This is a genomic window from Actinopolyspora mzabensis (assembly GCF_900101095.1).
GTDB lineage: Bacteria > Actinomycetota > Actinomycetes > Mycobacteriales > Pseudonocardiaceae > Actinopolyspora > Actinopolyspora mzabensis.
In genome coordinates, this window is record NZ_FNFM01000009.1 from 247,503 (window position 1) to 268,756 (window position 21,254).

Annotated in this window: 15 protein-coding genes; 12 read left to right on the plus strand and 3 right to left on the minus strand. The window is 69.1% G+C overall.

Annotation, left to right across the window (positions count from 1 at the left end; genetic code table 11):
* Positions 1 to 66 precede the first annotated feature (66 nt).
* Positions 67 to 858 carry a site-2 protease family protein gene (locus BLR41_RS16615; RefSeq protein ID WP_245694355.1) on the minus strand — a complete coding sequence of 264 codons (792 nt, stop codon included), beginning with the start codon at positions 856 to 858 and terminating at the stop codon, positions 67 to 69.
* A gap of 405 nt (positions 859 to 1,263) precedes the next feature.
* On the opposite strand from BLR41_RS16615, the gene BLR41_RS16620 reads away from it, so the two are divergent.
* Both BLR41_RS16620 and BLR41_RS16625 read left to right on the plus strand, forming a co-directional pair.
* Positions 1,264 to 1,575: a WhiB family transcriptional regulator gene (locus BLR41_RS16620; protein ID WP_092629543.1), complete on the plus strand. Its 312-nt coding sequence runs from the start codon at positions 1,264 to 1,266 to the stop codon at positions 1,573 to 1,575.
* 334 nt (positions 1,576 to 1,909) lie between these two features.
* Positions 1,910 to 5,476: a glycosyltransferase gene (locus BLR41_RS16625; protein WP_092629545.1), complete on the plus strand. Its 3,567-nt coding sequence runs from the start codon at positions 1,910 to 1,912 to the stop codon at positions 5,474 to 5,476.
* 264 nt (positions 5,477 to 5,740) lie between these two features.
* On the opposite strand, the gene BLR41_RS16630 is transcribed toward BLR41_RS16625, so the two are convergent.
* Positions 5,741 to 6,214: a metallopeptidase family protein gene (locus BLR41_RS16630; protein ID WP_092629546.1), complete on the minus strand. Its 474-nt coding sequence runs from the start codon at positions 6,212 to 6,214 to the stop codon at positions 5,741 to 5,743.
* Positions 6,215 to 6,479: 265 nt separating this feature from the next.
* Between BLR41_RS16630 and BLR41_RS16635 the strand changes: the two genes are divergently transcribed.
* The 6 genes from BLR41_RS16635 (at position 6,480) to BLR41_RS16660 (ending at position 13,042) form a co-directional block, all read left to right on the plus strand.
* The gene (locus BLR41_RS16635; protein ID WP_245694359.1) at positions 6,480 to 6,836 is read left to right on the plus strand and encodes a DUF3499 domain-containing protein; all 357 of its coding nucleotides are present in this window, start codon (positions 6,480 to 6,482) and stop codon (positions 6,834 to 6,836) included.
* Positions 6,837 to 6,976: 140 nt separating this feature from the next.
* Positions 6,977 to 8,326, plus strand: coding sequence for a phosphomannomutase/phosphoglucomutase (locus tag BLR41_RS16640; RefSeq protein ID WP_092629549.1), 1,350 nt, complete (start codon positions 6,977 to 6,979; stop codon positions 8,324 to 8,326).
* A gap of 109 nt (positions 8,327 to 8,435) precedes the next feature.
* Entirely contained in the window at positions 8,436 to 8,663 is a 228-nt protein-coding gene (locus BLR41_RS16645; RefSeq protein WP_092629551.1) for a Trm112 family protein, read from the plus strand.
* 5 nt (positions 8,664 to 8,668) lie between these two features.
* A complete protein-coding gene (locus BLR41_RS16650; protein WP_176798021.1) occupies positions 8,669 to 9,748 on the plus strand; it encodes an SIS domain-containing protein in 1,080 nt (359 codons plus the stop codon).
* A gap of 157 nt (positions 9,749 to 9,905) precedes the next feature.
* Positions 9,906 to 11,189, plus strand: a complete 1,284-nt coding sequence (manA, locus tag BLR41_RS16655; protein WP_092629555.1) for a mannose-6-phosphate isomerase, class I — start codon at positions 9,906 to 9,908, stop codon at positions 11,187 to 11,189.
* Between the two features lie 347 nt (positions 11,190 to 11,536).
* A complete protein-coding gene (locus BLR41_RS16660; protein WP_092629687.1) occupies positions 11,537 to 13,042 on the plus strand; it encodes an amino acid permease in 1,506 nt (501 codons plus the stop codon).
* Between the two features lie 299 nt (positions 13,043 to 13,341).
* Here the strand turns inward: BLR41_RS16660 and BLR41_RS16665 are convergent, their stop codons facing one another.
* The gene (locus BLR41_RS16665) at positions 13,342 to 16,011 is read right to left on the minus strand and encodes a hypothetical protein (RefSeq protein WP_092629557.1); all 2,670 of its coding nucleotides are present in this window, start codon (positions 16,009 to 16,011) and stop codon (positions 13,342 to 13,344) included.
* A 265-nt stretch (positions 16,012 to 16,276) separates the two neighbouring features.
* Between BLR41_RS16665 and BLR41_RS16670 the strand changes: the two genes are divergently transcribed.
* From BLR41_RS16670 to BLR41_RS16685, 4 genes are all read left to right on the plus strand, one after another.
* On the plus strand, positions 16,277 to 16,918 hold the full coding sequence (locus tag BLR41_RS16670) for a dTMP kinase (RefSeq protein ID WP_092629559.1): 642 nt from the start codon (positions 16,277 to 16,279) through the stop codon (positions 16,916 to 16,918).
* A gap of 127 nt (positions 16,919 to 17,045) precedes the next feature.
* Entirely contained in the window at positions 17,046 to 17,723 is a 678-nt protein-coding gene (mtrA, locus tag BLR41_RS16675; RefSeq protein ID WP_043576314.1) for an MtrAB system response regulator MtrA, read from the plus strand.
* 151 nt (positions 17,724 to 17,874) lie between these two features.
* Positions 17,875 to 19,518 (plus strand): MtrAB system histidine kinase MtrB, encoded by a 1,644-nt coding sequence (mtrB, locus tag BLR41_RS16680; RefSeq protein WP_092629690.1) that lies wholly within the window; start codon positions 17,875 to 17,877, stop codon positions 19,516 to 19,518.
* Positions 19,518 to 21,254 carry an LpqB family beta-propeller domain-containing protein gene (locus BLR41_RS16685; protein WP_092629560.1) on the plus strand — a complete coding sequence of 579 codons (1,737 nt, stop codon included), beginning with the start codon at positions 19,518 to 19,520 and terminating at the stop codon, positions 21,252 to 21,254. The genes mtrB and BLR41_RS16685 overlap by 1 nt, the downstream gene beginning before the upstream one ends.

Consider the following 21,254-nt stretch of genomic DNA (forward strand, 5'->3'; position numbering starts at 1 on the left):
AACCGGTGCCGGGCGGAGCGCTGGGCCGCCCGGCGTGCTCGCCCGTGGCGGGTCACGCGACGAGCGTCACTCCCAGAACCGGAAGTACAGATTCCCGTACGCGTAGAGGCGGGTGTTGCCGCCGACCGCGTTGAACAGCGCTTCCGCCCCGCTGAAGAAGACGTAGCTCGCACCGGGGATCACGAACAGGATCAGTATGATCCCCAGCGGCGCCCACGGCCGGGCCTGTTCGCCGAAGTGCCGTGCCCTGGGCGAGAGCCAGGGCTCGATGGCGCCGTAGCCGTCCAGTCCGGGAACCGGCAGGATGTTGAGCACGAAGGCGATCACCTGCAGGAAGGCCAGGTAGGACAGCCCGGCGGCCAGTCCGAGCGGCATCTCGATCGTGGCGACCGAGGCGGTGAGACCGATACCCAGCAGCAGGTTCATCGTCGGGCCGGCCAGTGAGACGTTCGCCTCGTCCCGTTTGGACCGCAACGCCGCGTGGTTGATCCACACCGCGCCGCCGGGCAGCGGGATGCCGCCGATGAGCACGAACAGGATCGGCAGCAACAGGCTCAGCACCGGATCGGTGTAGCGCCTCGGGTCGAGGGTGAGATAGCCCTTCGCCCGCACCTCGCGGTCACCGCCGCGCAGCGCGGCGACGGCGTGCCCGAACTCGTGCAGGCACAGCGAGGTGGCCCAGCCACCGAGCACGAGGAGTACGACTCCGGTGATGATCAGCGCCCGGTTGTCCGAGGTGGCCAGCACTCCGCCGAGGACCGTGGCCCCCAGCAGGGCGAGGAACAGTGGGCTGATACGTGTCGGGGTGTTTCGCACCCCACCAGTCTCCCGGTCGCTCACCAAGCGTCGTCGCCGCATCGGTGGTATTCCTTGACTCGAGGATCTTGAGCGGTCCGAACGGGGGATCCCCGTTGGACTGTTCCGGTTACCCCGTTCTGCTCCTTCGGTCGATGGAACCGTCCCCCTACGGGATGGTCTCCGCTTGACCGTGGCGGGCTACACGGGTGTAATCACATTGGTGTTATTCACCGCTGGAAGATTGATCGGTTGACTCGGTGGGATGGGGAAACCGATCACCTGATCGGCGGTGCCGGGTGACGGGAGGCCCGGTAAGCGCACGGTCGGACGAACCGCGATGGCGTGATCGCGATTTCGTCCGGCGGCCGGTATTCCGGCCACACCGAACCGGTTGTCCGGTTCATCACGTCCCGTGAGTCCTGGGGAGGGCCGCGGGAACGGAAAAATTTAACGGGGGAGGTTCAAATGTTGCGGACCGAGCAGGAAGGTCTGACAGCGGGGGAGGACGCTCGCGTCGCCGAGCTCGACATTCTGGCCGGACTGATCGAGGCGGAGGAAGATCAGGACTGGCAGGAACGCGCGCTGTGCGCCCAAACCGATCCGGAGGCGTTCTTTCCGGAAAAAGGTGGTTCCACTCGCGAGGCGAAACGTATTTGCGCCGGATGTGAAGTACGTTCGGAATGTCTCGAATACGCCCTCGAGCACGACGAAAGGTTCGGTATTTGGGGAGGACTTTCCGAGCGGGAACGGCGCAGGCTCAAACGGCAGGCCAGTTGACCGAACTCTTCGGTTCCGTTCGTCGAGTGATCGGGTGGCGGGGCCTCCCGCGGGCTCTCACCTCGGCGGCCCCGACATCGAGTGGTCTTCTGCCTGTCTCGGGGGCGTCCGCACGGGGAGCACACGCGGGAGGACCCGCTGCGTTGCCGGTTTTCGGGGTGCTCGTTCGGCGCCGTCCCTCGGTGGACAACGCCATCCGCTGATCAACTCGCTCGCCAGTCGAGCCGTCCACTGCGGCAACGAATTCCTACTCGTCGGTAGGAGCATGTCCCCCAACGCGTGGCCGTCCATTACCGTCGTGCGGTGATCGGACCACGGCACGCGGGAGGACACGGTGGCCGCATTACGTTCCGCCGGGGAGACGAGCGGTGAACACCACCCGAGCACGGCACCGGTGCTGGCGGTGCTGGTGTGTCGTCGGGGTGCGGAGTGGTTGCCGGAGGTGCTGACGGCACTGCGGCGCCTGACGGTGTCGCCACGCCACTTCCTGGCGGTGGAGATCGGTTCGGCCGGGGAAGCCGGCGAATCGCTCGCGGCGGAGGCGGCGCCCGGAAGCTCGGCGCCCGGAAGCTCGGTGACCGACGGTGCCGCTACGGGGGAGATCGATCCGGACGGGGCTGATCCGGACGGGGCTGATCCGGATGGGACTGCCGTGGACGGTGCCGCGACCGGCGGTTCGGGGTTGCTGGACGGTGTGCTCACCGTCGGAAGCGACACCGGTTTCGGCGCGGCAGTGGCGCACGCCGTGGCCCACGCCGAGCAGCGCTGGGGCGATCCCGGCAGCTGGCTGTGGCTGCTGCGCGACGATGCCGCTCCCGAACCCGACTGCCTGGACACGCTGCTGCGGGTGGCCGACAACGATTCCTCGGCGGCCGTGCTCGGCCCGCTGGGGCTCGACCGGGACGACCCGCGGCTGATCGTCGACGCGGGACTGTCGATGGACACCTCGGGCCGGGTGCGCACCGGTCCACGATCACCGGGACTCGATCCGGCGCTCGGCCACCTCCCGGCCGATGCGGGCTCCGCGTTGCAGGTGTCCGAGGTGTTGGCGGTCTCGGGGGCGTGTGCGCTGGTACGGCGCGAGGTCTTCGACGAGCTCGGCGGGTTCGACGAGCAACTGCCACCGGGCTGCGCGGAAGTGGACCTGGGCTGGCGGGCCAACACCGCCGGACACCTCGTGCTGTGCGTGCCGGAGGCCCGCATGCGGCGCGCGGTGGCCTCAACCACCGGCGAGCGGGGTGAACCGCGCGACGAGGGTGCGGACTCCCGCACCGCCGCCACCACTCGGCGCCAGGGCGAGGTGCGCACCTACCTCGCCAATGTGGGCAACCGGGCCTACCGCTTCGGCGTACCGCGGCTGGTGCTGCTGGCGCTGCCCCGGAGTTTCGCCCGGCTCGTGACGGGACGACCACCGGAGGCGTTCGCGGAGCTCCTGGTAGGACTCCGGCTGCTCACGGGAAGGCTGCGGCTCCGGGACGCACGCCTCGGCCACGGCAGAGCCGCCACGGCGGGCAGCGGGCTCGACGGCCTGCTGACCGGCAGGGGCGATCGAATGCGTGACCTCGTGCTGAGCGGATACGCCAGGTTGGTGCGCAACCGGGTGCGGCACGACGCCCGGCTCGGCCTCGATCTGTCGAGTGCGTCGCCCGCCCGCGTTCCCGAGGTGCCGAACCCCGCCAAGCACGGGCCGGACGCGTTGCCGAGCGGAGCGCTGGGGCACGCGGGTACCCGCCGACGCTCCGCGATGGGGCTGCGCAGACCCACCGATCCGGTGGTGATCGCCGTGCCCGAGCACCATTCCGGCGCCGCACGGGACAACGAGACCGGTGCGGACGAGGCCGGCGACGGAATCGAAGCGCGGGTACGACCCACCCCCGCTCCCCGCGACGGAGCCGCCGGCACCGCATCGACCGCGGACGAGCTGCTGTTCGTGCCGGTCGACCGCCGGCGGGTGCTGCGCGAGCTGCTGCTGAACCCACCGCTCGTGCTGCTCGTCGGGCTGGTACTGCTGGCGCTGCTCGCGCACGGCCCGTTCGCCGAGACCTCCCGCCTGGGCGCGGAGCTGCACGGGGGCAGGCTGCTGCCCGCGGCGGGGTTGGAGCAGACGTGGTCGAGCTACCTCGCCGCGTGGCATCCGCTCCACGGTGGAACCGGAGCCCCTGCGCCGCCGACCCTGCTGGTGCTGGGGTTGTTGGGCGGGCTGCTCGCCCCGTTCGGCGGTCCGCCCACGGCGGTCGCACTGTTGCTGCTGGCACAGTTGCCCCTCGCCGGGCTGTCCGCCTACCTGGCGGGCCGTTCGATCCCGGTTCCCCGGAGTTGGCTGGCCCTGGCCGCCGCGGCCTACGCGCTGCTTCCGGTCGCGATGGCGGGGGTGGTGCAGGGACGTCTCGACGCGGTGCTGGCGCACGTACTGCTCCCGCCGTTGCTGGCGGGCCTCGCCGGATTGTTGGGACTGGTGCCGCGTCACGGGGGCGGGCGCCCCAACTGGTTGGGCACGGCGTGCCGCACCGCGCTCGCGGCGGCGGTGCTGGCCGCGTTCGCCCCGGGCGTGTACGTGCTGCTGGTGCTGCTCGCGGTGGTGGGATTCCTCTGCCCGCCCTTCGCCCCCGCGGGTGCGGTGCGCAGGCTGGCGGGGCTGGCCTCGTTCGTGCTGCTCCCCGTGGCCTGTCTGCTGCCGTGGCCGGTGGTGGCGCTGCGACATCCGGAGCTCCTGTGGCACGGGCCCGGCCTTCCGGTGACCGAGCATCCCGCCGGGCTCTCGCTGCTGGCATTGCACCCCGGCGACGGCGCGTGGGGCTGGCTCGCCGTTTCGCTGCCGGTGGGCGCGGCGCTGCTCCTGCTGTTCCGGGTGCCCGGTCGCGCGGCGTTGCCCGGTGTGGTGGTGGCCTGCTTCGGATGGGGCGCGAGTCTGCTCGTCGCACGGATCGCCCTGCCACCGCTGCTCGGCGGGACCGACCGTGTCGGGTGGGCCGGTGGAGCGTTGCTGCTGACGGCGTGCGGCCTGCTCTGGGTCGTGCTGGCCTGTGTCGCCGGACCACGAAGGTGGTCCACAGGGGTGGTCTCGTGGCGCCCGGTGGGAGCGGTCGCCGTCGTGGTGCTGCTGTCGCTGGCGCTCGGGACGCTTCTCACGGCACGGTCCGGGCCGCTGCGTCCGGCTCCCGAGACGTCGACCACGGCGGGCGACACCGGCTACTGGCTCACCCTGCGCCCCGACGCCGGAGCGCCGAGACTCACGCCCCGGCCGCGGCCCCGGTTCGGCAGTGCTTCGCTGGCGCCGGCTCCCGGGGCTGTCGCGGCCCTCTCACGTATCCAGGCCGATCTGCTGTCGGGCGAGGCGGAACGGGTGCGTTCCGGAGTGGCCGCAGCCGCTTCCAGGGGAGCGGGGCGCATCGCGCTTCCGGAGGGCGGCGACTCGACCGGATTCGTGGCACTCTCGGGCCGAACCGTCGCGGCCACCGGAGAGTCCGTGAACGGGCGGCGGGTGTTCCGGGTGCTGCTGCCCCACACCCCCGTGACGCTGCTCGGTCCCGCGCTGGCGCGCAACGCCCGTGAGGACGTCTCACCGCGCCCGCGAACCCGGCCGATAGGAATATCCACCCGGTTGCCGCACGTGACGATTCGGGTCTCCAAGGGAGGTCCCGGAAGGGTGCTGCTGCTCGCGGCCCAGCGGGAGTCCGGTTGGCGGGCGTACATCGACGGCTCGAGTGTGGGGCTCGCCACGGGTTGGGGAGAGCAGGTGGCCGTGCCGCTGCCCGAGACGGGTGGGCAGGTGAGGATCGGTTTCACCGCCGTGCCTCGCACCAGTCTGCTCGCGTGCCAGGCCGCCGCGGTCCTGTTCACGCTGATCGGTGCCTTCCCCGGCCGCGGTCGACGGCAGCGGGACGACTCCACGGAACACTGATACGGCGCGACCCCGCGCGGCGTCGATTTCCCACGAAATCGCCGCGCCCCATCGACGCAGGCCGAGTCCCGAGCACCCTCGCAGGGTGAACTCCGACCACCCTTGCCACCGGCACCGCCGCGGGTTCTCTCGTGGTGCTCTCGCGAGGACGCCCCCGACGTGGCGTAGTACCTACTCGATGTCGGGGGCCCCGCAGCGAGAGCCCGCGAGAGGTTCCGCCACGGAACCGTCCCGCCAAACCGAGGTGATACAGCCACAATCGGGTCAGTTGCCGTCGATCACTCCGGGATCGAGTCCGAGATAGCTGGCGATCTGCTCCACGAGCACGTCGTGTATCAGGTCGGTCATGTCCGTGCCGTTGCCCGCCCTGGCCTCGAGCGGACGTCGATACAGCACGATTCGCGCCCTGGTGGCGTTGCCGCGCCGATCGGTGCTCTCCGGCACGAGGCGCGCCAGTGGCACGTTGGAGTCCACGACCATGTCGTCGCCCCACACCACGGACTCGGGGGACGTCACATCGACTTCCGGTACTTCGTCGACCGCCACGTCGAGCTGGGTGAGTTCGGTGTGCCACCGCTGCTCGATCGGTTCGAGAGCGTCGAGTACCAGCGCGTCGAAGCGCTGCGAGCGGCTCCGGGCGGCAGGAACCGAGGACGGGTAGAGCGGCCCGCGTAGGCCGCGGCCGTGTCGGTCCCGTCGCTTTCCGGTTCGCTGTCGAGCCTGCCGTGTGGTCACCACGCGCTGAGGATACTCCGCCCGAAACCGGATACGGAATCGCGCCCGAACCACTAGCTACCGAACGTGTTCGTGCGATACGTTTCGGATAATTCGTCCGCGTAGTTTCGCTGGAGTGCGCAACTTCACCAACAGGATGATCAATGCAGCGCAACGGATCGCCCTCTCCGGGTGAGCGCCGGATGGTAGTTCCCACATCGGGGTATTCCGGCAGGTTTTTCCGCGTGCCGTCGAGTACCGACGTGACAAGAGCGCTATGGTGCCAGGCGTGCGGAGCGTGAGGCGTTGCTCTCGAACCGGGTGCACCGACCCGGCGGTAGCGACGCTGACCTATGCCTATGCGGATTCGACCGCGGTGGTCGGCCCGCTGGCCACCTATGCCGAACCCCACAGCTACGACCTCTGCGAGGAACACGCCCTTCGGTTGACCGTCCCCAAGGGCTGGCACGTGGTGCGGCACGAGGGGGAGTTCAGCGCCGACCAGCCTTCCGGCGACGACCTCACCGCCCTCGCCGAGGCGGTTCGGGAGGCGGGCCGTTCCGAACCGGCCGATCCCCCCGGGTTCTACGGGGGCGGAAGTAAACGAGGCCATCTGCGTGCGCTGCCCGACCCGGGCAACGAGTAGCCCTCGGGGATCCCGTCGCTGTCACGTTCCCGTCTTTCCCGCCGAACCCCTGTGGCAGTCGGCGGACACCACGGCCGAGCCGTTCGCGGGTAAGCTGCGGCACGCAGGCAAAGGATGCCGTCAATACGGGAGAGTGCAGCGTGCGGGACCTGTCGGGGATCGTCAAGGCGTATGACATCCGGGGTTTGGTGGGCGATGATCTGAACACGGATGTGGCCCGCGAAGTCGGTGCCGCGTTCACGAGACTGGTCGGTGGACCCGCGGTGGTGGTGGGTCACGACATGCGGGATTCCTCTCCCGAGTTGGCGGCAGCGTTCTCCGAGGGAGTGACCGGGCAGGGAATCGATGTGATCCACATCGGCCTGGCCGGCACCGACATGCTCTACTTCGCCTCGGGCCACCTGGATCTTCCCGGCGCGATGTTCACCGCCAGCCACAACCCGGCCCAGTACAACGGGATCAAGTTGTGCCGCGCCGGAGCCGCCCCCGTCGGGCAGGACAGCGGGCTGTCCGAGATCAAGGAGCTCGTGGGCCACGGTGTGCCCGAGTTCCTCGGTGCGCAGGGCACGGTCACCGAGCGCGACATGCTCGGTGAGTACGCGCACTACCTGCGCGGGCTGGTCGACCTGACCACGATCCGACCGCTGAAGATCGTCGTCGACGCGGGCAACGGCATGGCCGGGCACACCGTCCCCAGCGTTTTCGACGGTCTCCCCGTCGAACTCGTGCCGATGTACTTCGAGCTCGACGGCACGTTCCCCAACCACGAGGCGAATCCGCTGGAGCCCGCCAACCTCGTGGACCTGCAGGCCAAGGTGCGCGAAGTCGGCGCGGACGCGGGGCTGGCCTTCGACGGCGACGCGGACCGGTGCTTCGTGGTCGACGCGGCGGGTGAGCCGGTCTCCCCCAGCGCGATCACCGCTCTGGTCGCCACGCGGGAACTGGCCAAGGAGCCGGGCTCCACCGTCATCCACAATCTGATCACCTCGAGGGCCGTGCCCGAGATCGTCATCGAACAGGGCGGCAAGCCCGTCCGCACCAGGGTCGGCCACTCCTTCATCAAGCAGACCATGGCCGAAACCGGCGCGATCTTCGGCGGGGAGCACTCGGCGCACTACTACTTCCGGGACTTCTGGCGCGCCGATTCGGGGATGCTGGCCGCGCTGCACGTCTTGGCGGCGCTGGGTGGTCAGTCAGGTTCGCTCGCGGAGCTGATGGCTGGCTACACCCGCTACGTGGCTTCCGGTGAGGTCAACTCGACGGTGGACGACCCCTCGGCCCGGATGCGTGCGGTGATCGAGGTGTTTCGTAACCGCAACGGTGCTCGTATCGACGAGCTCGACGGGCTTACCGTGGAGTTGTCGGACGGGTCGTGGTTCAACCTTCGCCCGTCCAACACCGAGCCGGTCCTCCGATTGAACGTGGAGGGCGTCGATTCGGCGAACATGGTCGCGTTGCGCGACGAGGTGCTGGCGGTACTGCGGAAGTAGAGCCGCCCGCTCCCGGCGGGGCGTGCGGCGTCCTCGCCGGTGCGTCTTGGTGTTCCGGCCGGTGGTGGGCCGTCCGGCCGATGATGCGGTGTGATTCCAGGGAGGAAGAGTGACTGTGGCGATCGATCCCCGACTGCGGGAGATCCTGGTGTGCCCGTGCCCCCGACACGCGCCGCTGCGGGACGGTCTGCCGGACGATCCGGACGCCGAATATCTGACCTGCACCTCCTGTGGGCGCGGTTTCCCCGTTCGGGAGGGAATTCCCGTTCTCCTGCTGGAGGAGGCCCTCCCCGCTTCCGGAGCCGACCCCGTCCCCGACGAGTCAGGGGAGGGGTGAGGACGGTGCTGGACGACAGCGTCCTCGAGGACCAGCAGCGACTCTTCGAGCTGGACACCGGAGGTCTGCTCCGTATGTCCGCCCTGGGGGGTGCGCAGGTTCGAGCGGCGGCCTCCGCCGCTTCGGAGGCGGGCGTGGACGATCTCGCCGGGGACAAGCCGCGTGCTCTGGTGTTGCTGTCCACCTCCGGTGTCGGGCCTGCCGCGTGTCGGTTGCTCGCGGCCCTGCTCGGCCCCTCCTGCCCGGTTCCCGTGGTGGTCACCGACGTCATGCCCACCTGGATCGGCCCGTTGGACGTGGTCTTCGCCTACGGGGCCGACGGTGGGGACACCTCGCTGGCCGAGTCGCTCGAACTGGCCGCCAGGCGCGGGGCGAGCGTGATTCTCGCCGCTCCGGACGAGGGCCCGCTGGCGGCCGCCGCGGCGGGGCGGGCGAGAACGATACCCCCCAGGATTCCGGTGCCCGAACCGCTGGGGCTGGCGCACGCCTTCACCGCGGGGGTGAGGGTTCTCACGGCGTTGGGACTGCTCGAGACCGACACCGACGTACTGGCCGACTCGTTGGACGAACAGGCGGAGCGCTCCCACCCCGGAAACGAGATCTCGGAGAATCCGGCCAAGTCACTGGCGTTGCGGCTGGCCGACCACATCCCGCTGCTGTGGGGAGTGGACGAGCCGTCCACGGCGGTCGCCCGGCACGGTTCCTTCGTCCTCGGGTGCTACGCGGGAATACCGTGTGACGTCACCGACTATCAGCAGGCGGTGCATCGTGCGGCGCTGCACCGCGCCGCCGCGACCGTCGGCAGCGAGGCGGATCTGTTCGCCGACCCCACGGAGGAGACCACGGCCGGGTGGCGCGTCGTGCTGCTGAGCACCCGTGCCGGTGAACGGGCACGGTTCACCGAGCAAACCGCCACAGCGGCGTTGCCCGGCGCCGACGTACTCGCCCCGAACGAGTCCCAGCAGGGGGACGGGGTCCGCGGTTCGCTGTCCCTCGCGGTCGGGTTCGACATGGCTGCGGTCTACATCGGACTGATTTCGGGCTCGTTGAACGGGAACGACAGACCGGTGTCGGCGGCGCGGTGAGGACCTGGGTGCTTCGGCGCCCGCATCCCCGGCCGATTCGCACGGAGGTTCCGTTGTGCTCCTGCGAAGCGCGGGCGGGACACCATTCGTTGTACTCCCGCCGGGCGGTATCGGTTCCGTCGGGGAAACGCGGTTAGACGAGGAAGCGAGAACGACTGTGGAGTTACTGCGCAACGCGGTACGCCCGTATGCTTGGGGGTCCCGGACCGCGATCGCGGAGCTGCTCGGCCGTCCCGTCCCCGCGCCACATCCCGAAGCCGAACTCTGGATGGGTGCCCATCCCGGAGATTCCTCGCGGTTGCTGTGTCAGGACGGATCGGAGATTTCGCTGGTGCGCTTGTTGGACGCGGAGCCGACCCATCAGCTGGGGCAGGCGTGCACCGGCATATGGGGCAATCGGCTGCCCTACCTGATGAAGGTGCTCGCCGCGGACGAGCCGTTGAGCCTGCAGGCCCACCCCTCCGCCGAGCAGGCGGCCGACGGGTTCGCCCGGGAGGAGGCGGACGGGGTTCCGCGCAGTGCGGCCGACCGCAACTACCCGGATCCCACCGCGAAACCCGAGTTGATCTGTGCGTTGACCGAGTTCCACGCGCTCGCGGGGTTCCGCGCCGCCGAAACCACCGTTCGGTTGCTGCACCAGCTCGACGTGCCGAGCCTGCGGGCGCACACCCGCCTGCTGGCCGACCAGCCGGATCGGGACGGGCTGCGCGCCTTGTTCACCACGTGGATCACTCTGCCGGAGGACACTCTCCGGGCGCTGATGCCGGATCTGTTGCGGGCGTGTGCCGAGCACGTGCGCTCCGAGGGGGAGTTCACCGAGGAATGCCGCACGGTTCTCGAACTGGGGGAGGACTACCCGAACGACGCCGGGGTGCTGGCGAGTCTGCTGCTGAACCGAATCGTGCTGCGGCCGGGGGAGGCCATCTATCTCGCGCCCGGGAACCTGCACGCCTATCTGCGCGGGACCGGCGTGGAGATACTGGCCAATTCGGACAACATCCTTCGGTGCGGCCTGACCCCCAAGCACGTCGACGTGGCCGAACTGCTCAGGGTGCTCGACTTCGAGAACGGTGAACTGCGAATACTCAACGGTGAGCGGCGCGACCCCAATCTGACGGTCTACCGCACCGAGGCCGACGAGTTCGAGTTGTCCAGAGTGGAATGGCAGCACGGCGACCGGTCCGGTGTCCTGCTCGACTCCGCCGGGCCGCAGATCCTGCTGTGCACCGAGGGCGGGGTCAGGTTGTCCCCCTATGCCGCGGGGGCCGGTACCAACGGGAACGGCAGCCACAGCGGTGGCTCCGGTAACGCTCGCGAGCTGGAGTTGTCGCGCGGGGACTCGGTCTGGCTCGCTGCTTCGGACCCCTGTGTGCTGGCGCAGCCGCTCGGTGCGGCTGGCGAAGGGGTGCAGTTGTTCCGAGCGGCACCCGGCGCTGTCTGAACGGGGTTCTCTGCTCGGGCGGACTCGGCGGGTGGGTTCGGCCGGAGCTCCCGTCCGCTCTCGGCAGCGGTGCCGGGCATCGAGCTGTCGCGTCCCGTGCCTCGACGTCTCGCGGTGCGCTCGAAACACGCTTCGGGCACACTCGCTCCTCGTGGGGCGGTACTCGCATAAAAGAGTATTTTTCACGAGCAATTAGTGGTGTCGTGCAACTTTTCTGGCGCTCGTGCTTCCTGATTCGCGCGGATCCGGCGGCTCGTTAGTAGATTGTGTTCTCAACCACGGTCGGCAGCGGTCTCGTGCCCGTTATCGTGCGGTGCCACCAGCAAGCATGATCCGAGGAGGCAGTGGTGCCAGGAAACGGAATCTGGCGGACCAAAACGGTCGAACAATCGATCCTGGACACCGATGAACCCGACACCAGACTACGGAAGAATCTCGGTACCTGGGATCTGATCGTTTTCGGTGTTTCGGTGGTAATCGGTGCGGGGATCTTCACGCTCACCGCACAGGTAGCGGGTGACACCTCCGGGCCCGCCGTCTCGCTCGCCTTCGTGCTCGCCGCGATCGCCTGCGCCCTCGCGGCACTGTGCTACGCCGAATTCGCCTCCACCGTCCCGGTGGCAGGCAGCGCCTACACGTACTCCTACGCCACGTTCGGCGAGTTCTTAGCCTGGATAATCGGCTGGGACCTGATCCTGGAGTTCTCCATCGCGGCCTCGGCCGTCGCCAAGAGCTGGTCGTCTTACCTGCAGCAGGTCATGTCCGGCATGGGGATCTCCTTGGAGACCAAGCTTCCCCTGGGGCCGCTGCAGTTCGACTGGGGAGCCATGCTGCTCGTCGCGGTGCTGATCGCGGTGCTGATCACCGGAACCAAGCTCTCGGCCCGGGTCAGCATGGTGATCACGGCCATCAAGGTCGGCGTGGTGCTGTTCATCATCCTGGCCGGGATCGCCTACATCAAACCGGACAACTACACCCCGTTCATCCCGGAGGGGCAGAGCACATCCGAAGGCGGACCCGCCCTGCACCAGTCGCTGCTCTCGCTGCTGCTCGGTGGTGAGTCCAGCACGTTCGGCATCTACGGGCTGCTGGCGGGAGCCTCGGTGGTGTTCTTCGCCTTCATCGGCTTCGACGTGGTGGCCACCACGGCGGAGGAGACCCGCGATCCGCAGCGGAACGCGCCGCGCGGCATCCTCGGTTCGGTGGTGATCACCACCGTGCTGTACGTGGGAGTGTCGCTCGTGCTGACCGGCATGGTGCGCTACACCGAGCTGGCAACCGGCCCCGACGGGCAGAGCGCCACCCTCGCGACCGCCTTCGAGGTCAACGGGGTGAACTGGGCGGCCACACTGATCTCGGTGGGAGCACTGATCGGTCTCATCACCGTGGTGATGGTGCTGCTCCTCGGCCAGACCAGGGTGCTGTTCGCCATGGCCAGGGACGGCCTGCTGCCCCGCGGCCTGGCCAAGACCGACCCGCACCGTGGAACTCCGGTGCGCACCACCGTGCTGGTCGGTGCGGTGGTGTTCGTCGCTTCCGGTTTCTTCTCGTTCTCGAGCCTCGCCGAGATGGTCAACATCGGTACTCTGTTCGCGTTCGTCCTGGTTTCGGTCGGCGTGATCGTGCTGCGGCGCAAGCGTCCCGACCTGCCGCGCGGCTTCCGCGCGCCGCTGGTTCCGGCGGTTCCGATCCTGGCGGTGCTGGCCTGCCTGTGGCTGATGATCAACCTGACCGCGTTCACCTGGATCAGGTTCCTCGTGTGGATGCTCGCGGGTGTGATCATCTACGCCCTTTACAGCCGCACCCACTCGGTGCTCGGGCAGCGGGAGAGGGCCGACAACCTCCCCGACTGAGGGTTCGGAGGGATCGGCCGTGCCAGCTGCTTGGCGGGTTCTGGGGCGGAACCTCTGGCACGGCTCTCGCTGCGGGGAGGCCCGACATCGGGTAGCGATCTACCCAACGTCGGGCCTTCTTCGCGAGAGCCGCACCGGAGAACCCGCGGCGGTGCAGGCTGCGAGAGGGGTAGGGGTGCGGCGCTGCGCCGGTTGTCCGTCGATTTCTCGCGAAATCTACGCGAGGCGTGAGCACGGTGCAGCGATAATCGCTCCACGACCGACCCCGAAGCTCGACGAGCGCGGCTGACCGACGCGGCTCACTGGCTCGACGAGGGACGCAGGGCGGGGCCGCGTTCCCAGGGCGGCGTCATCCCGGGCAGGTCGATGATCTCCGGAGGTTCGGCCTGCGGGGGCGGAGCGGGCTGTTCCGTTCCGTCGGTTTCGGCGACGTGGTTCTCCTGCCCGGCCGGGTCCTGCGTCACGGGGAGCTCGGTGGCCACGGGGGCGAGCCTTTCTTCCCGCCTGCCGGTCTCCCCACCCGTGACGGGGTGCGAGTTCGCCCTCGTCGACGGCCCACCGGCGGGACGGTTCGCAGCGTGCCCCTCGGCAGCGTCCGTGCGATTGGTCTTGCCGTTCCGGGAGTTGCCCGCCGGATCGACCATCGTCGTGCGTAGCGGGAGGTTCGTGCCACGAGCCGGAACCTCCAGGGCCGCCGCCATCGACACGGCCCTGTCCCACTCGGGGTCGCCGCTGTACTCGGAGTGCCGCAACAGCCCGGCCGTCCAACGCCGATGTTCGAACGGTCCGCGCTGCGGATCGGGCAACCAGTGATCGTTGCCGAGAACCAGCGCGCCGGTGGGACCGCGCGCGGCGGCGGGCAGCGGCCCCTCGCTGCCGTCCGGGCGGAAACCCACCCCCAGCAGCTTGCCGTCGTGGACCTGCCGGTTCCACGTCCCGACCGCACCCCCGATCGGGTCAGTCCCTCGGCACAATGACCGCCACTGTCCGGCCAGCGACCCCGCGAGGGAGCGTTGCGCCTCGTGACCGAGAAAGCCGGGAAACCCGCGAGCGTAGGCCCACTGCAGCTGTGAACCGGCCGTCACCAGGCCGATCCGTTCGTGATCCTGTTCGTCGAGCCTGCCGAGCAACCTGGCCGCGGCGACGGAGACGAGCAGGCTGCCCTGGCTGTGGCCGGACAGCACCACGCGGGTGTTCGGGTCCGCCAGATGCTCACACGCCCGGTCGACCAGCTCGGGGATCACCTTCAGCGCGTAGCACGGTGGCACGATCGGATGAGAATCCCGCGGCCAGAACAGGGTCAGATCGCACAGCAGGCTCAACTGGCGTCCCGCGTTCGGGCGACGCACCGCCAGGTGAACCATCCGCAGCAGCGTCGCCGCCAGCGTCGCGAGTGCGCCCACCCCCAGCAGCAGCAACCAACGTCCCCAGAGGGGAGGTTCGGGCCCGACCAGACGCAGCACCAGCGCCAGGACCGTACCCAGCGTCAGGGCACCCGCCAGCAGCAGCACCAGCCGATGCCCGTGGCTGCGTTGCAGCTCGGCCCATTTCCACGCGCGTTCGGCGCTGCGTTGATCCGCGGGGCGCCCGGCGTGCAGCAGCTCCACCTCGGGGGAAACCCCGTTTGTGCGGATCGCGCGCCACCAGCGCAACCATGCCCACGGCACCACCACGAGCCCCGCGAGTACGAGCGCGGCCGTCGCCGTGCCCCACAGCAGCGTCACGGTGTCGTAGGAGACCGGCAGCAGCAGATCAGCGCCGAGCGCCTGACGCGCGCTCAACGTCAGACCCGCGCCGAAACCCGCCCCGAGCAGGCAGGCGATCAGCAGTACCGGCGCGGCGAACCAGCCACCGGCCCACGGGCGCAGCCTCACCGGGAGACGACGCCACGAGCGACGAGCCAGCAACGTGGCCGGCAGCAGCACTGCCCCGATGCAGCCGCACAGCGCAAGCAGGCCGAGGGTCAGCGAGTCGGTCACCGGCCCCGAGCCGGGGAGCGGGCCGGACAGGTGCGCCGGGAAGAGCGCTGTGAGCAGTACCAGTATCCCGCCCGTGCCCAGCAGCAGGATTCGCGCGTAGTGCCCCAGCAGCGGGGCTGCGGAACGCCGGAAACCGCTCTCGGTCTCTCCCGAACCGGTCGGATCGTCCAACAGCAACGTTCCCAGCACACACAGCGCTGTCACGGCCGCTGCCGCCAGCCAGCGTGGATCCGTGGCGGCGTTCGGTCCGCCGAGAGCCAGCAGCACCGTCGTGCACAGCGCGGCCACCGCGTGCAGTGTCCGCAGGGCGGGGGTGCTCGGATCGCGCACCACCCCGGTTCCGGGCAGTCTCGGCGCCTGCGCGCTGTGCCCGCTCCCGGAACCGCTCGGGTCCCGAACCTGCCAGGACATCGCGGACAGGCGGTACATGCCGAACACGGCGCCCACTACGAGGAGCAGGGCGGGGACCGAACGCAGCGGTTCGAACGCCCGCAGCCCGTCGGGAACGGCGCTCAGACACCCGCTCCCGGCACGTAGGCACTGGGCTGCCACCAGATCCAGGCTCAGCACGGTCAGCTGCGCGGTGAACAGCATCGTCAGCAGCAGCCCAGCCAGTCGCAGGCCCGCGCGGAGCAGTGCTCCCAGCGAGCGTGACCAGCGGCAGGACCGGTTGACCGGCGGCAGCATCCAGTGCGCCAGGTTCGCCAGCGCGAACGGGAACAGCAGCGCCCACAGCGCTTTGCCGCGCCCGGACGTCATGCCGCCCCAGACATAACCCTCCACCGAACGGGGGACGGTTCGTTCTCCCGCGGTGAGGTCGGGCCCCGGGATCGGGCGCAGCAGTCGGTCGGCGGGGCTGACGATCCGTCCGGTGCCGTCCCCGGCCACGTCCACCGAAGCCACCGAATCCGTCAGGTCGCGTGGTTTCGTTCCGAGGACGCCGTGTACCCGCAGCTCGACCACGCGAGTGTCCGGCCCGGGTACGTGCACTGTTCCTCCTGTGGGTCGGTGCGGTTCGGGGCCGTGCCCGCGTTCCTCGCGGAGTTCGCGAGTCCAGTCACGACGGACGAGCGGCTCCCGACTCGGTCCTGTGGGAGCTGATTCTCCCGGCTCGATTGTCTCTTCTCGACGGTCCTGCCGCGACCGTCCTCCCGAATCCTTTCGCCGACACTTTCCCGCCGTACCCGGAGCGGCCCGCGACCGGGTCGCCCCCGCGGTCGCCAAACCGGTGGCCGTGCTGCGTAGGGTTCGCACCATGGGGCGACTGATCGTGATCGAAGGGCTGGACGGCGCGGGGAAACAGACGCTGGCCGGCGCGTTGAGCGGCGAGCTGACGGCGAGAGGGCTGTCGGTGGGCCGCGCCGCCTTTCCGCGCTACGGCCAGGACGTGCACGCCGATCTCGTCGCCGAGGCGTTGCGGGGTGCGCACGGTGACCTGGCCGAGTCCGTGTACGGCATGGCCGTGCTCTACGCACTGGACCGGCAGCGGTCCGCGGAGTGGCTGCGAGCGCGGCTCGCCGAACACGACGTGCTGTTGCTCGACCGCTACGTGGCCTCCAACGCCGCCTACGGGGCAGCCCGGCTGTGGCAGCACGCCGACGGTGAGTTCGTCTCCTGGGCGTACCAACTCGAGGTCACCCGATTCGGGCTGCCGGAACCGGAACTGCAGATCCTGCTCCGGGTTCCAAGTGAGGTCGCCGCGGACCGGGCCGAACGCAGGGAACGATCCGGCACGGGGGACGGCAGGGACAGGTTCGAGTCGGACTCGGGACTGCAGGACCGTTGTGCGGCGGTTTATCTGGAACTCGCCGAGATGTCGTGGTGGTCGCCCTGGCACGTGGTGGACGACGCCGCCACCACGGATCCGGTGGGGCTGGCCGATCGTGTGATCGCGTAACCTACTCCACCGTAGTGCTCCGTTTGGCGGTACCATAGCCATCGCGCTGGGCAGTGATCCGACGACCTGCGGTGATGAATACCGGGTGGTGCTTGCCCCCGTGGTGCAAAGTGCAACCATGTGGGGCATGAAGTCACGCGTGCTCGTGGTGGACGACGACCCTGCCCTGGCGGAGATGTTGACCATCGTACTCCGCGGTGAAGGGTTCGATACCGCCGTCGTCAACGACGGCACCAAGGCGATGCCCGCGCTGCGTGAACTGAAACCCGATCTGGTGTTGCTCGACCTGATGCTGCCGGGCATGAACGGCATCGACGTGTGCAAGGCCATTCGCGCCGAGTCGATGGTTCCCGTCGTCATGCTCACCGCGAAGAGTGACACCGTGGACGTCGTCCTCGGGCTGGAGTCCGGTGCCGACGACTACATCGTCAAACCGTTCAAACCGAAGGAGCTGGTGGCCCGGCTGCGGGTACGGCTGCGCCGCACGGAGGCGGAACCCGCCGAGGTGCTCTCCATCGGTGACCTTACGGTCGACGTCCCCGGGCACGAGGTCACGCGCGACGGAGTTCCGATCTCGCTGACCCCCTTGGAGTTCGACCTGCTGGTCGCGCTCGCGCGCAAGCCCCGCCAGGTCTTCACCCGCGAGGTGTTACTGGAGCAGGTGTGGGGCTATCGGCACGCGGCCGACACGCGGCTGGTCAACGTACACGTACAGCGACTTCGGTCGAAGATCGAGAAGGATCCGGAGCACCCGGAGGTCGTGCTGACGGTTCGGGGCGTCGGGTACAAGGCCGGGCCGCCGTGATCGCCGAACACGATGATCGTCTCGACGCGGCAGGACGGGCGGGGTGAACGGTGAGCAGCCTCGTGCCGGTGCCGAGCGCTCCTTCGCGGTCCGTCTCCGGGAGGACGTCCGCAGGCGCTGGCACTGGTTCGAATCGACCTGGCGCCGCTCGATGCAGCTGCGTGTCGTCGTCAGCACCCTGGCGCTGTCCTCGGCCGTGGTCTTCGTGCTGGGGATGGTGCTGCAGACGCAGATCACCAACAGGCTGCTGCAGAACAAGGAGGACGCCGCGGTCCGGCAGGTCGAGCAGAACCTGCCGATCCTGGAGTACCAGCTGACGGCGGTCGATCCCAATTCCGGCGAGGTCGCCGAGCAGCTGGAAGCCGCACTGAACCAGCTGACCACCAGCGCCGCCGACAAGACCGGGACCGAATCGCTCGCCGGGAACTACGAGCCCGCCCTGGTGGACGGCCAAGCCATCACCGAGAACGGCGAACAACCTTCCGCGGGACCCATCGACAGCGTTCCGGAATCGCTGCGCAAGCTCGTCAAGAAGGACAATCTGGCCAGTAAGATCGACACCGTCAGACGAGACGGTGAAACGGTCACCATGCTCATCATCGGCAGCCCGGCCGGAACCGCCACCCGACCGTTGCAGGCCTATTTCCTGTTCCCGCTGGAGTCGGAGCGCAAAACACTGGGGCTGGTACAGAGCACGCTGCTGGTGGGCGGCCTGGTGCTGCTCGTGCTGCTCGGTGCCATCACCAATCTCGTCACCAGACAGGTGGTGCGTCCGGTTCGACAGGCCGCCCATACCGCAGAGCGGCTGGCCGGGGGCAATCTCGACGAGCGGATGCGGGTCATCGGCGAGGACGACATGGCCCGGCTCGCGGACTCGTTCAACGAGATGGCCGACAGCCTCAAGCAGCAGATTCAGCAGCTCGAGGAGTTCGGCCAACTCCAGCGGCGCTTCACCTCGGACGTCTCGCACGAGCTGCGTACTCCGCTGACGACCGTGCGGATGGCCGCGGACGTGTTGCACGCCTCCCGCGACGATCTGCCGGACGGTCTGGAGCGCTCCGCCGAACTGCTCGTCGACGAGCTCGACAGGTTCGAGTCGCTGCTCGGCGATCTGCTGGAGATATCCCGGCTCGACGCCGGGGTCGCCGACCTCTCCACCGAATCGCTCGACGTGCCGTACCTGGTGCGTCGCGTCATGGACTCGTTACTGCCCATCGCCGGCACCGGTGGAGTCGAGCTGCGTGGTGAGCTCCCCGCCGAGGAGGTGCACGTTCTCGCGGACGCCCGGCGGGTCGAACGCATCGTGCGAAACCTCGTCGCCAACGCCATCGACCACGCGGAGGGCAAACCGGTGGACATCAACTTCGCCGCGGACGACCGCGCGGTGGCGGTCACCGTGCGCGACTACGGTGTCGGACTGCGCCCCGGCGAGGCGGAACTCGTGTTCACCAGGTTCTGGCGCGCCGATCCATCGCGGGACCGACAGACCGGCGGGACGGGGCTCGGACTCTCCATCGCGGCCGAGGACGCTCGGCTGCACGGTGGCTGGCTCGACGCATGGGGTGAACCCGGCAAGGGCTCCTGCTTCCGACTCACCCTGCCGCGCGAGTCGGGAGACCGGGTCGACAAGAGCCCGCTGTCGCTGCCGAGCACCCGCAGCATCGCCGCCCCCGAGGCGCTGCTGGCCGTGGCGGGGGACGTGACGGACAACGATTCCGACTCCTCGAGCGAGGGGTCCGAGCAAGGTGACCATGGACCGGCCCGGAGCTCCGGTCCCGGCGAACAGGAGCAGTGATGAGGTTGCGACGGCGGCTCGTCCGAGCGGTGACTCTGCTGCTGGTGCTGTCCGTTCCGGTCACCGGCTGTGCCTCGATACCGGAGGAGACCAGCCCCGCCGTGATCCGCCAGGTCGAGGAGGGGCCCGAGACGAGCACCGAGGCCGAACCACCGCCCGAGAGCCTCAACGCCCTGGACCTGGTCCGCAGTTTCCTGGAGGCCACCGCCGAGCCCACCAACGGCTACGAGGCGGCCCGACTGCACCTGACCGAGCAAACGGCCGAATCATGGCAAGCTCCCTCGGAACTGTTCCTCGTCAACAGCGTCAACACCGTGCCGAAGTCGGAACCGGAAACCGCCGACTCCGTCAGGATCGTCGGTCTGGACGTGCACCAGCTCGGCAAAATCCGGCAGGACCAGTCCTACGTACCCGGGGAAAAGGACCTGAGCCTGCGGGTCAAGGTCAGGCAGCGTTCCGACGGGCAGTGGCGGATAGTCGATCCGCCGCGAAAGCTGCTGGTGGACAGCGTCGCCTTCAAGTCCCACTACCGAGCGGTATCGGTCTACTTCCTGGACCATCAGCGTGAAGGCGTGATCCCCGACATCCGGTGGGTGCGACAGAACCCGAAGAGCACACTGCCCTCGCGGGTCATCAGCCTGTTGCTGTCGGGACCGTCCGAGGGGTTCGATCTGGCGATGAAGACCGCCATACCGGAGGGCACCACCACGGCGAGCAACGTGAGCGAGACCGACAACGGCGCGCTGCTCGTCAATCTTCGCGACCTCGGCGAGCTGAGCGGTAAGAAGAAGCGGCTGATCGCCGCACAGGTGGTGCTGACGCTGCGCGGTGTCCGAACCGCGCGGGTGGAGCTGCAGCGCGAGGGCGCGTCGTTGCTGTCGAACACCGAGGTGCTGCGTCCTTCCGATGTGAGCGAGTACGAGCAGCAGAACGAGGTGCCCCGTGATGTGAAGCCGCTCGCGGTCGTCAACGAGCGGCTGCTGGTGTTCAGCGAGAACGCCCCTCAGACACCTGGCCCCGCGGGCAACGGGAGTTACCGGATCACTACCGCCGCTCGTTCCGACGACGGCTCCCGCGTGTCCGCCGTGGTGCGCAGCGGCGACAGCGGCGTCGAGCTGCGCGTGGGCGAGTACGGCGGTGAACTGCGCAGACTCGGGATCCGAGGCAGTTTCATGAGCAGGCCCACCTGGCGCAGTGGAACCGAGTTCTGGACCGTCGTCGACGGTGAGCGGGTGATGCGGGCGACCCGGGACGAGAACGGTTCCTGGTCGGTCAGCCGGATCGACGCGAGCGCGTTCCCGGGCGAGGGGAAGATCGAAGCCCTGCGGATCTCCCGCGGCGGTACCCGGCTCGCCGCCGTCGTGGACGGGCGAATAGTCGTCGCGGGTATAGCGGGCGGCGATTCGGAGGTGGCGCTGCAACAGCCCGTGACGCTGAGCGGGGGTACCGGGGACTCCGAGATCAAGGGGGTCGACTGGCTCACCGGCGACTCGCTGGTGGCCATCACCGCCAGGGACGGTCAGCCCGCGGTCAGGGTCGCCGTCGACGGTTTCAGCTGGGACTCCTACCGGTCCTCCAACCTGCGCAACCCCAAACGGGTGACCGTGGGGCCGGACCAACGGGTGATAGTCGCCGACGACTCCTATCTCTGGCAGGCCAAGGATCTGTCCGATTACTGGGAAGTGCTGCGGGAAATCCCGATCGGGGCGGCCTCGATCCCCTTCTACCCTGGCTGA

What these genes read in the sequence shown, in the direction of transcription:
- BLR41_RS16615 (WP_245694355.1), bottom strand. Translation starts at nt 858, where the DNA reads ATGCGGCGACGACGCTTGGTGAGCGACCGGGAGACTGGTGGGGTGCGA.
- BLR41_RS16620 (WP_092629543.1), top strand. Translation starts at nt 1,264, where the DNA reads ATGTTGCGGACCGAGCAGGAAGGTCTGACAGCGGGGGAGGACGCTCGC.
- BLR41_RS16670 (WP_092629559.1), top strand. Translation starts at nt 16,277, where the DNA reads ATGGGGCGACTGATCGTGATCGAAGGGCTGGACGGCGCGGGGAAACAG.
- mtrA (WP_043576314.1), top strand. Translation starts at nt 17,046, where the DNA reads ATGAAGTCACGCGTGCTCGTGGTGGACGACGACCCTGCCCTGGCGGAG.
- mtrB (WP_092629690.1), top strand. Translation starts at nt 17,875, where the DNA reads ATGCAGCTGCGTGTCGTCGTCAGCACCCTGGCGCTGTCCTCGGCCGTG.
- BLR41_RS16685 (WP_092629560.1), top strand. Translation starts at nt 19,518, where the DNA reads ATGAGGTTGCGACGGCGGCTCGTCCGAGCGGTGACTCTGCTGCTGGTG.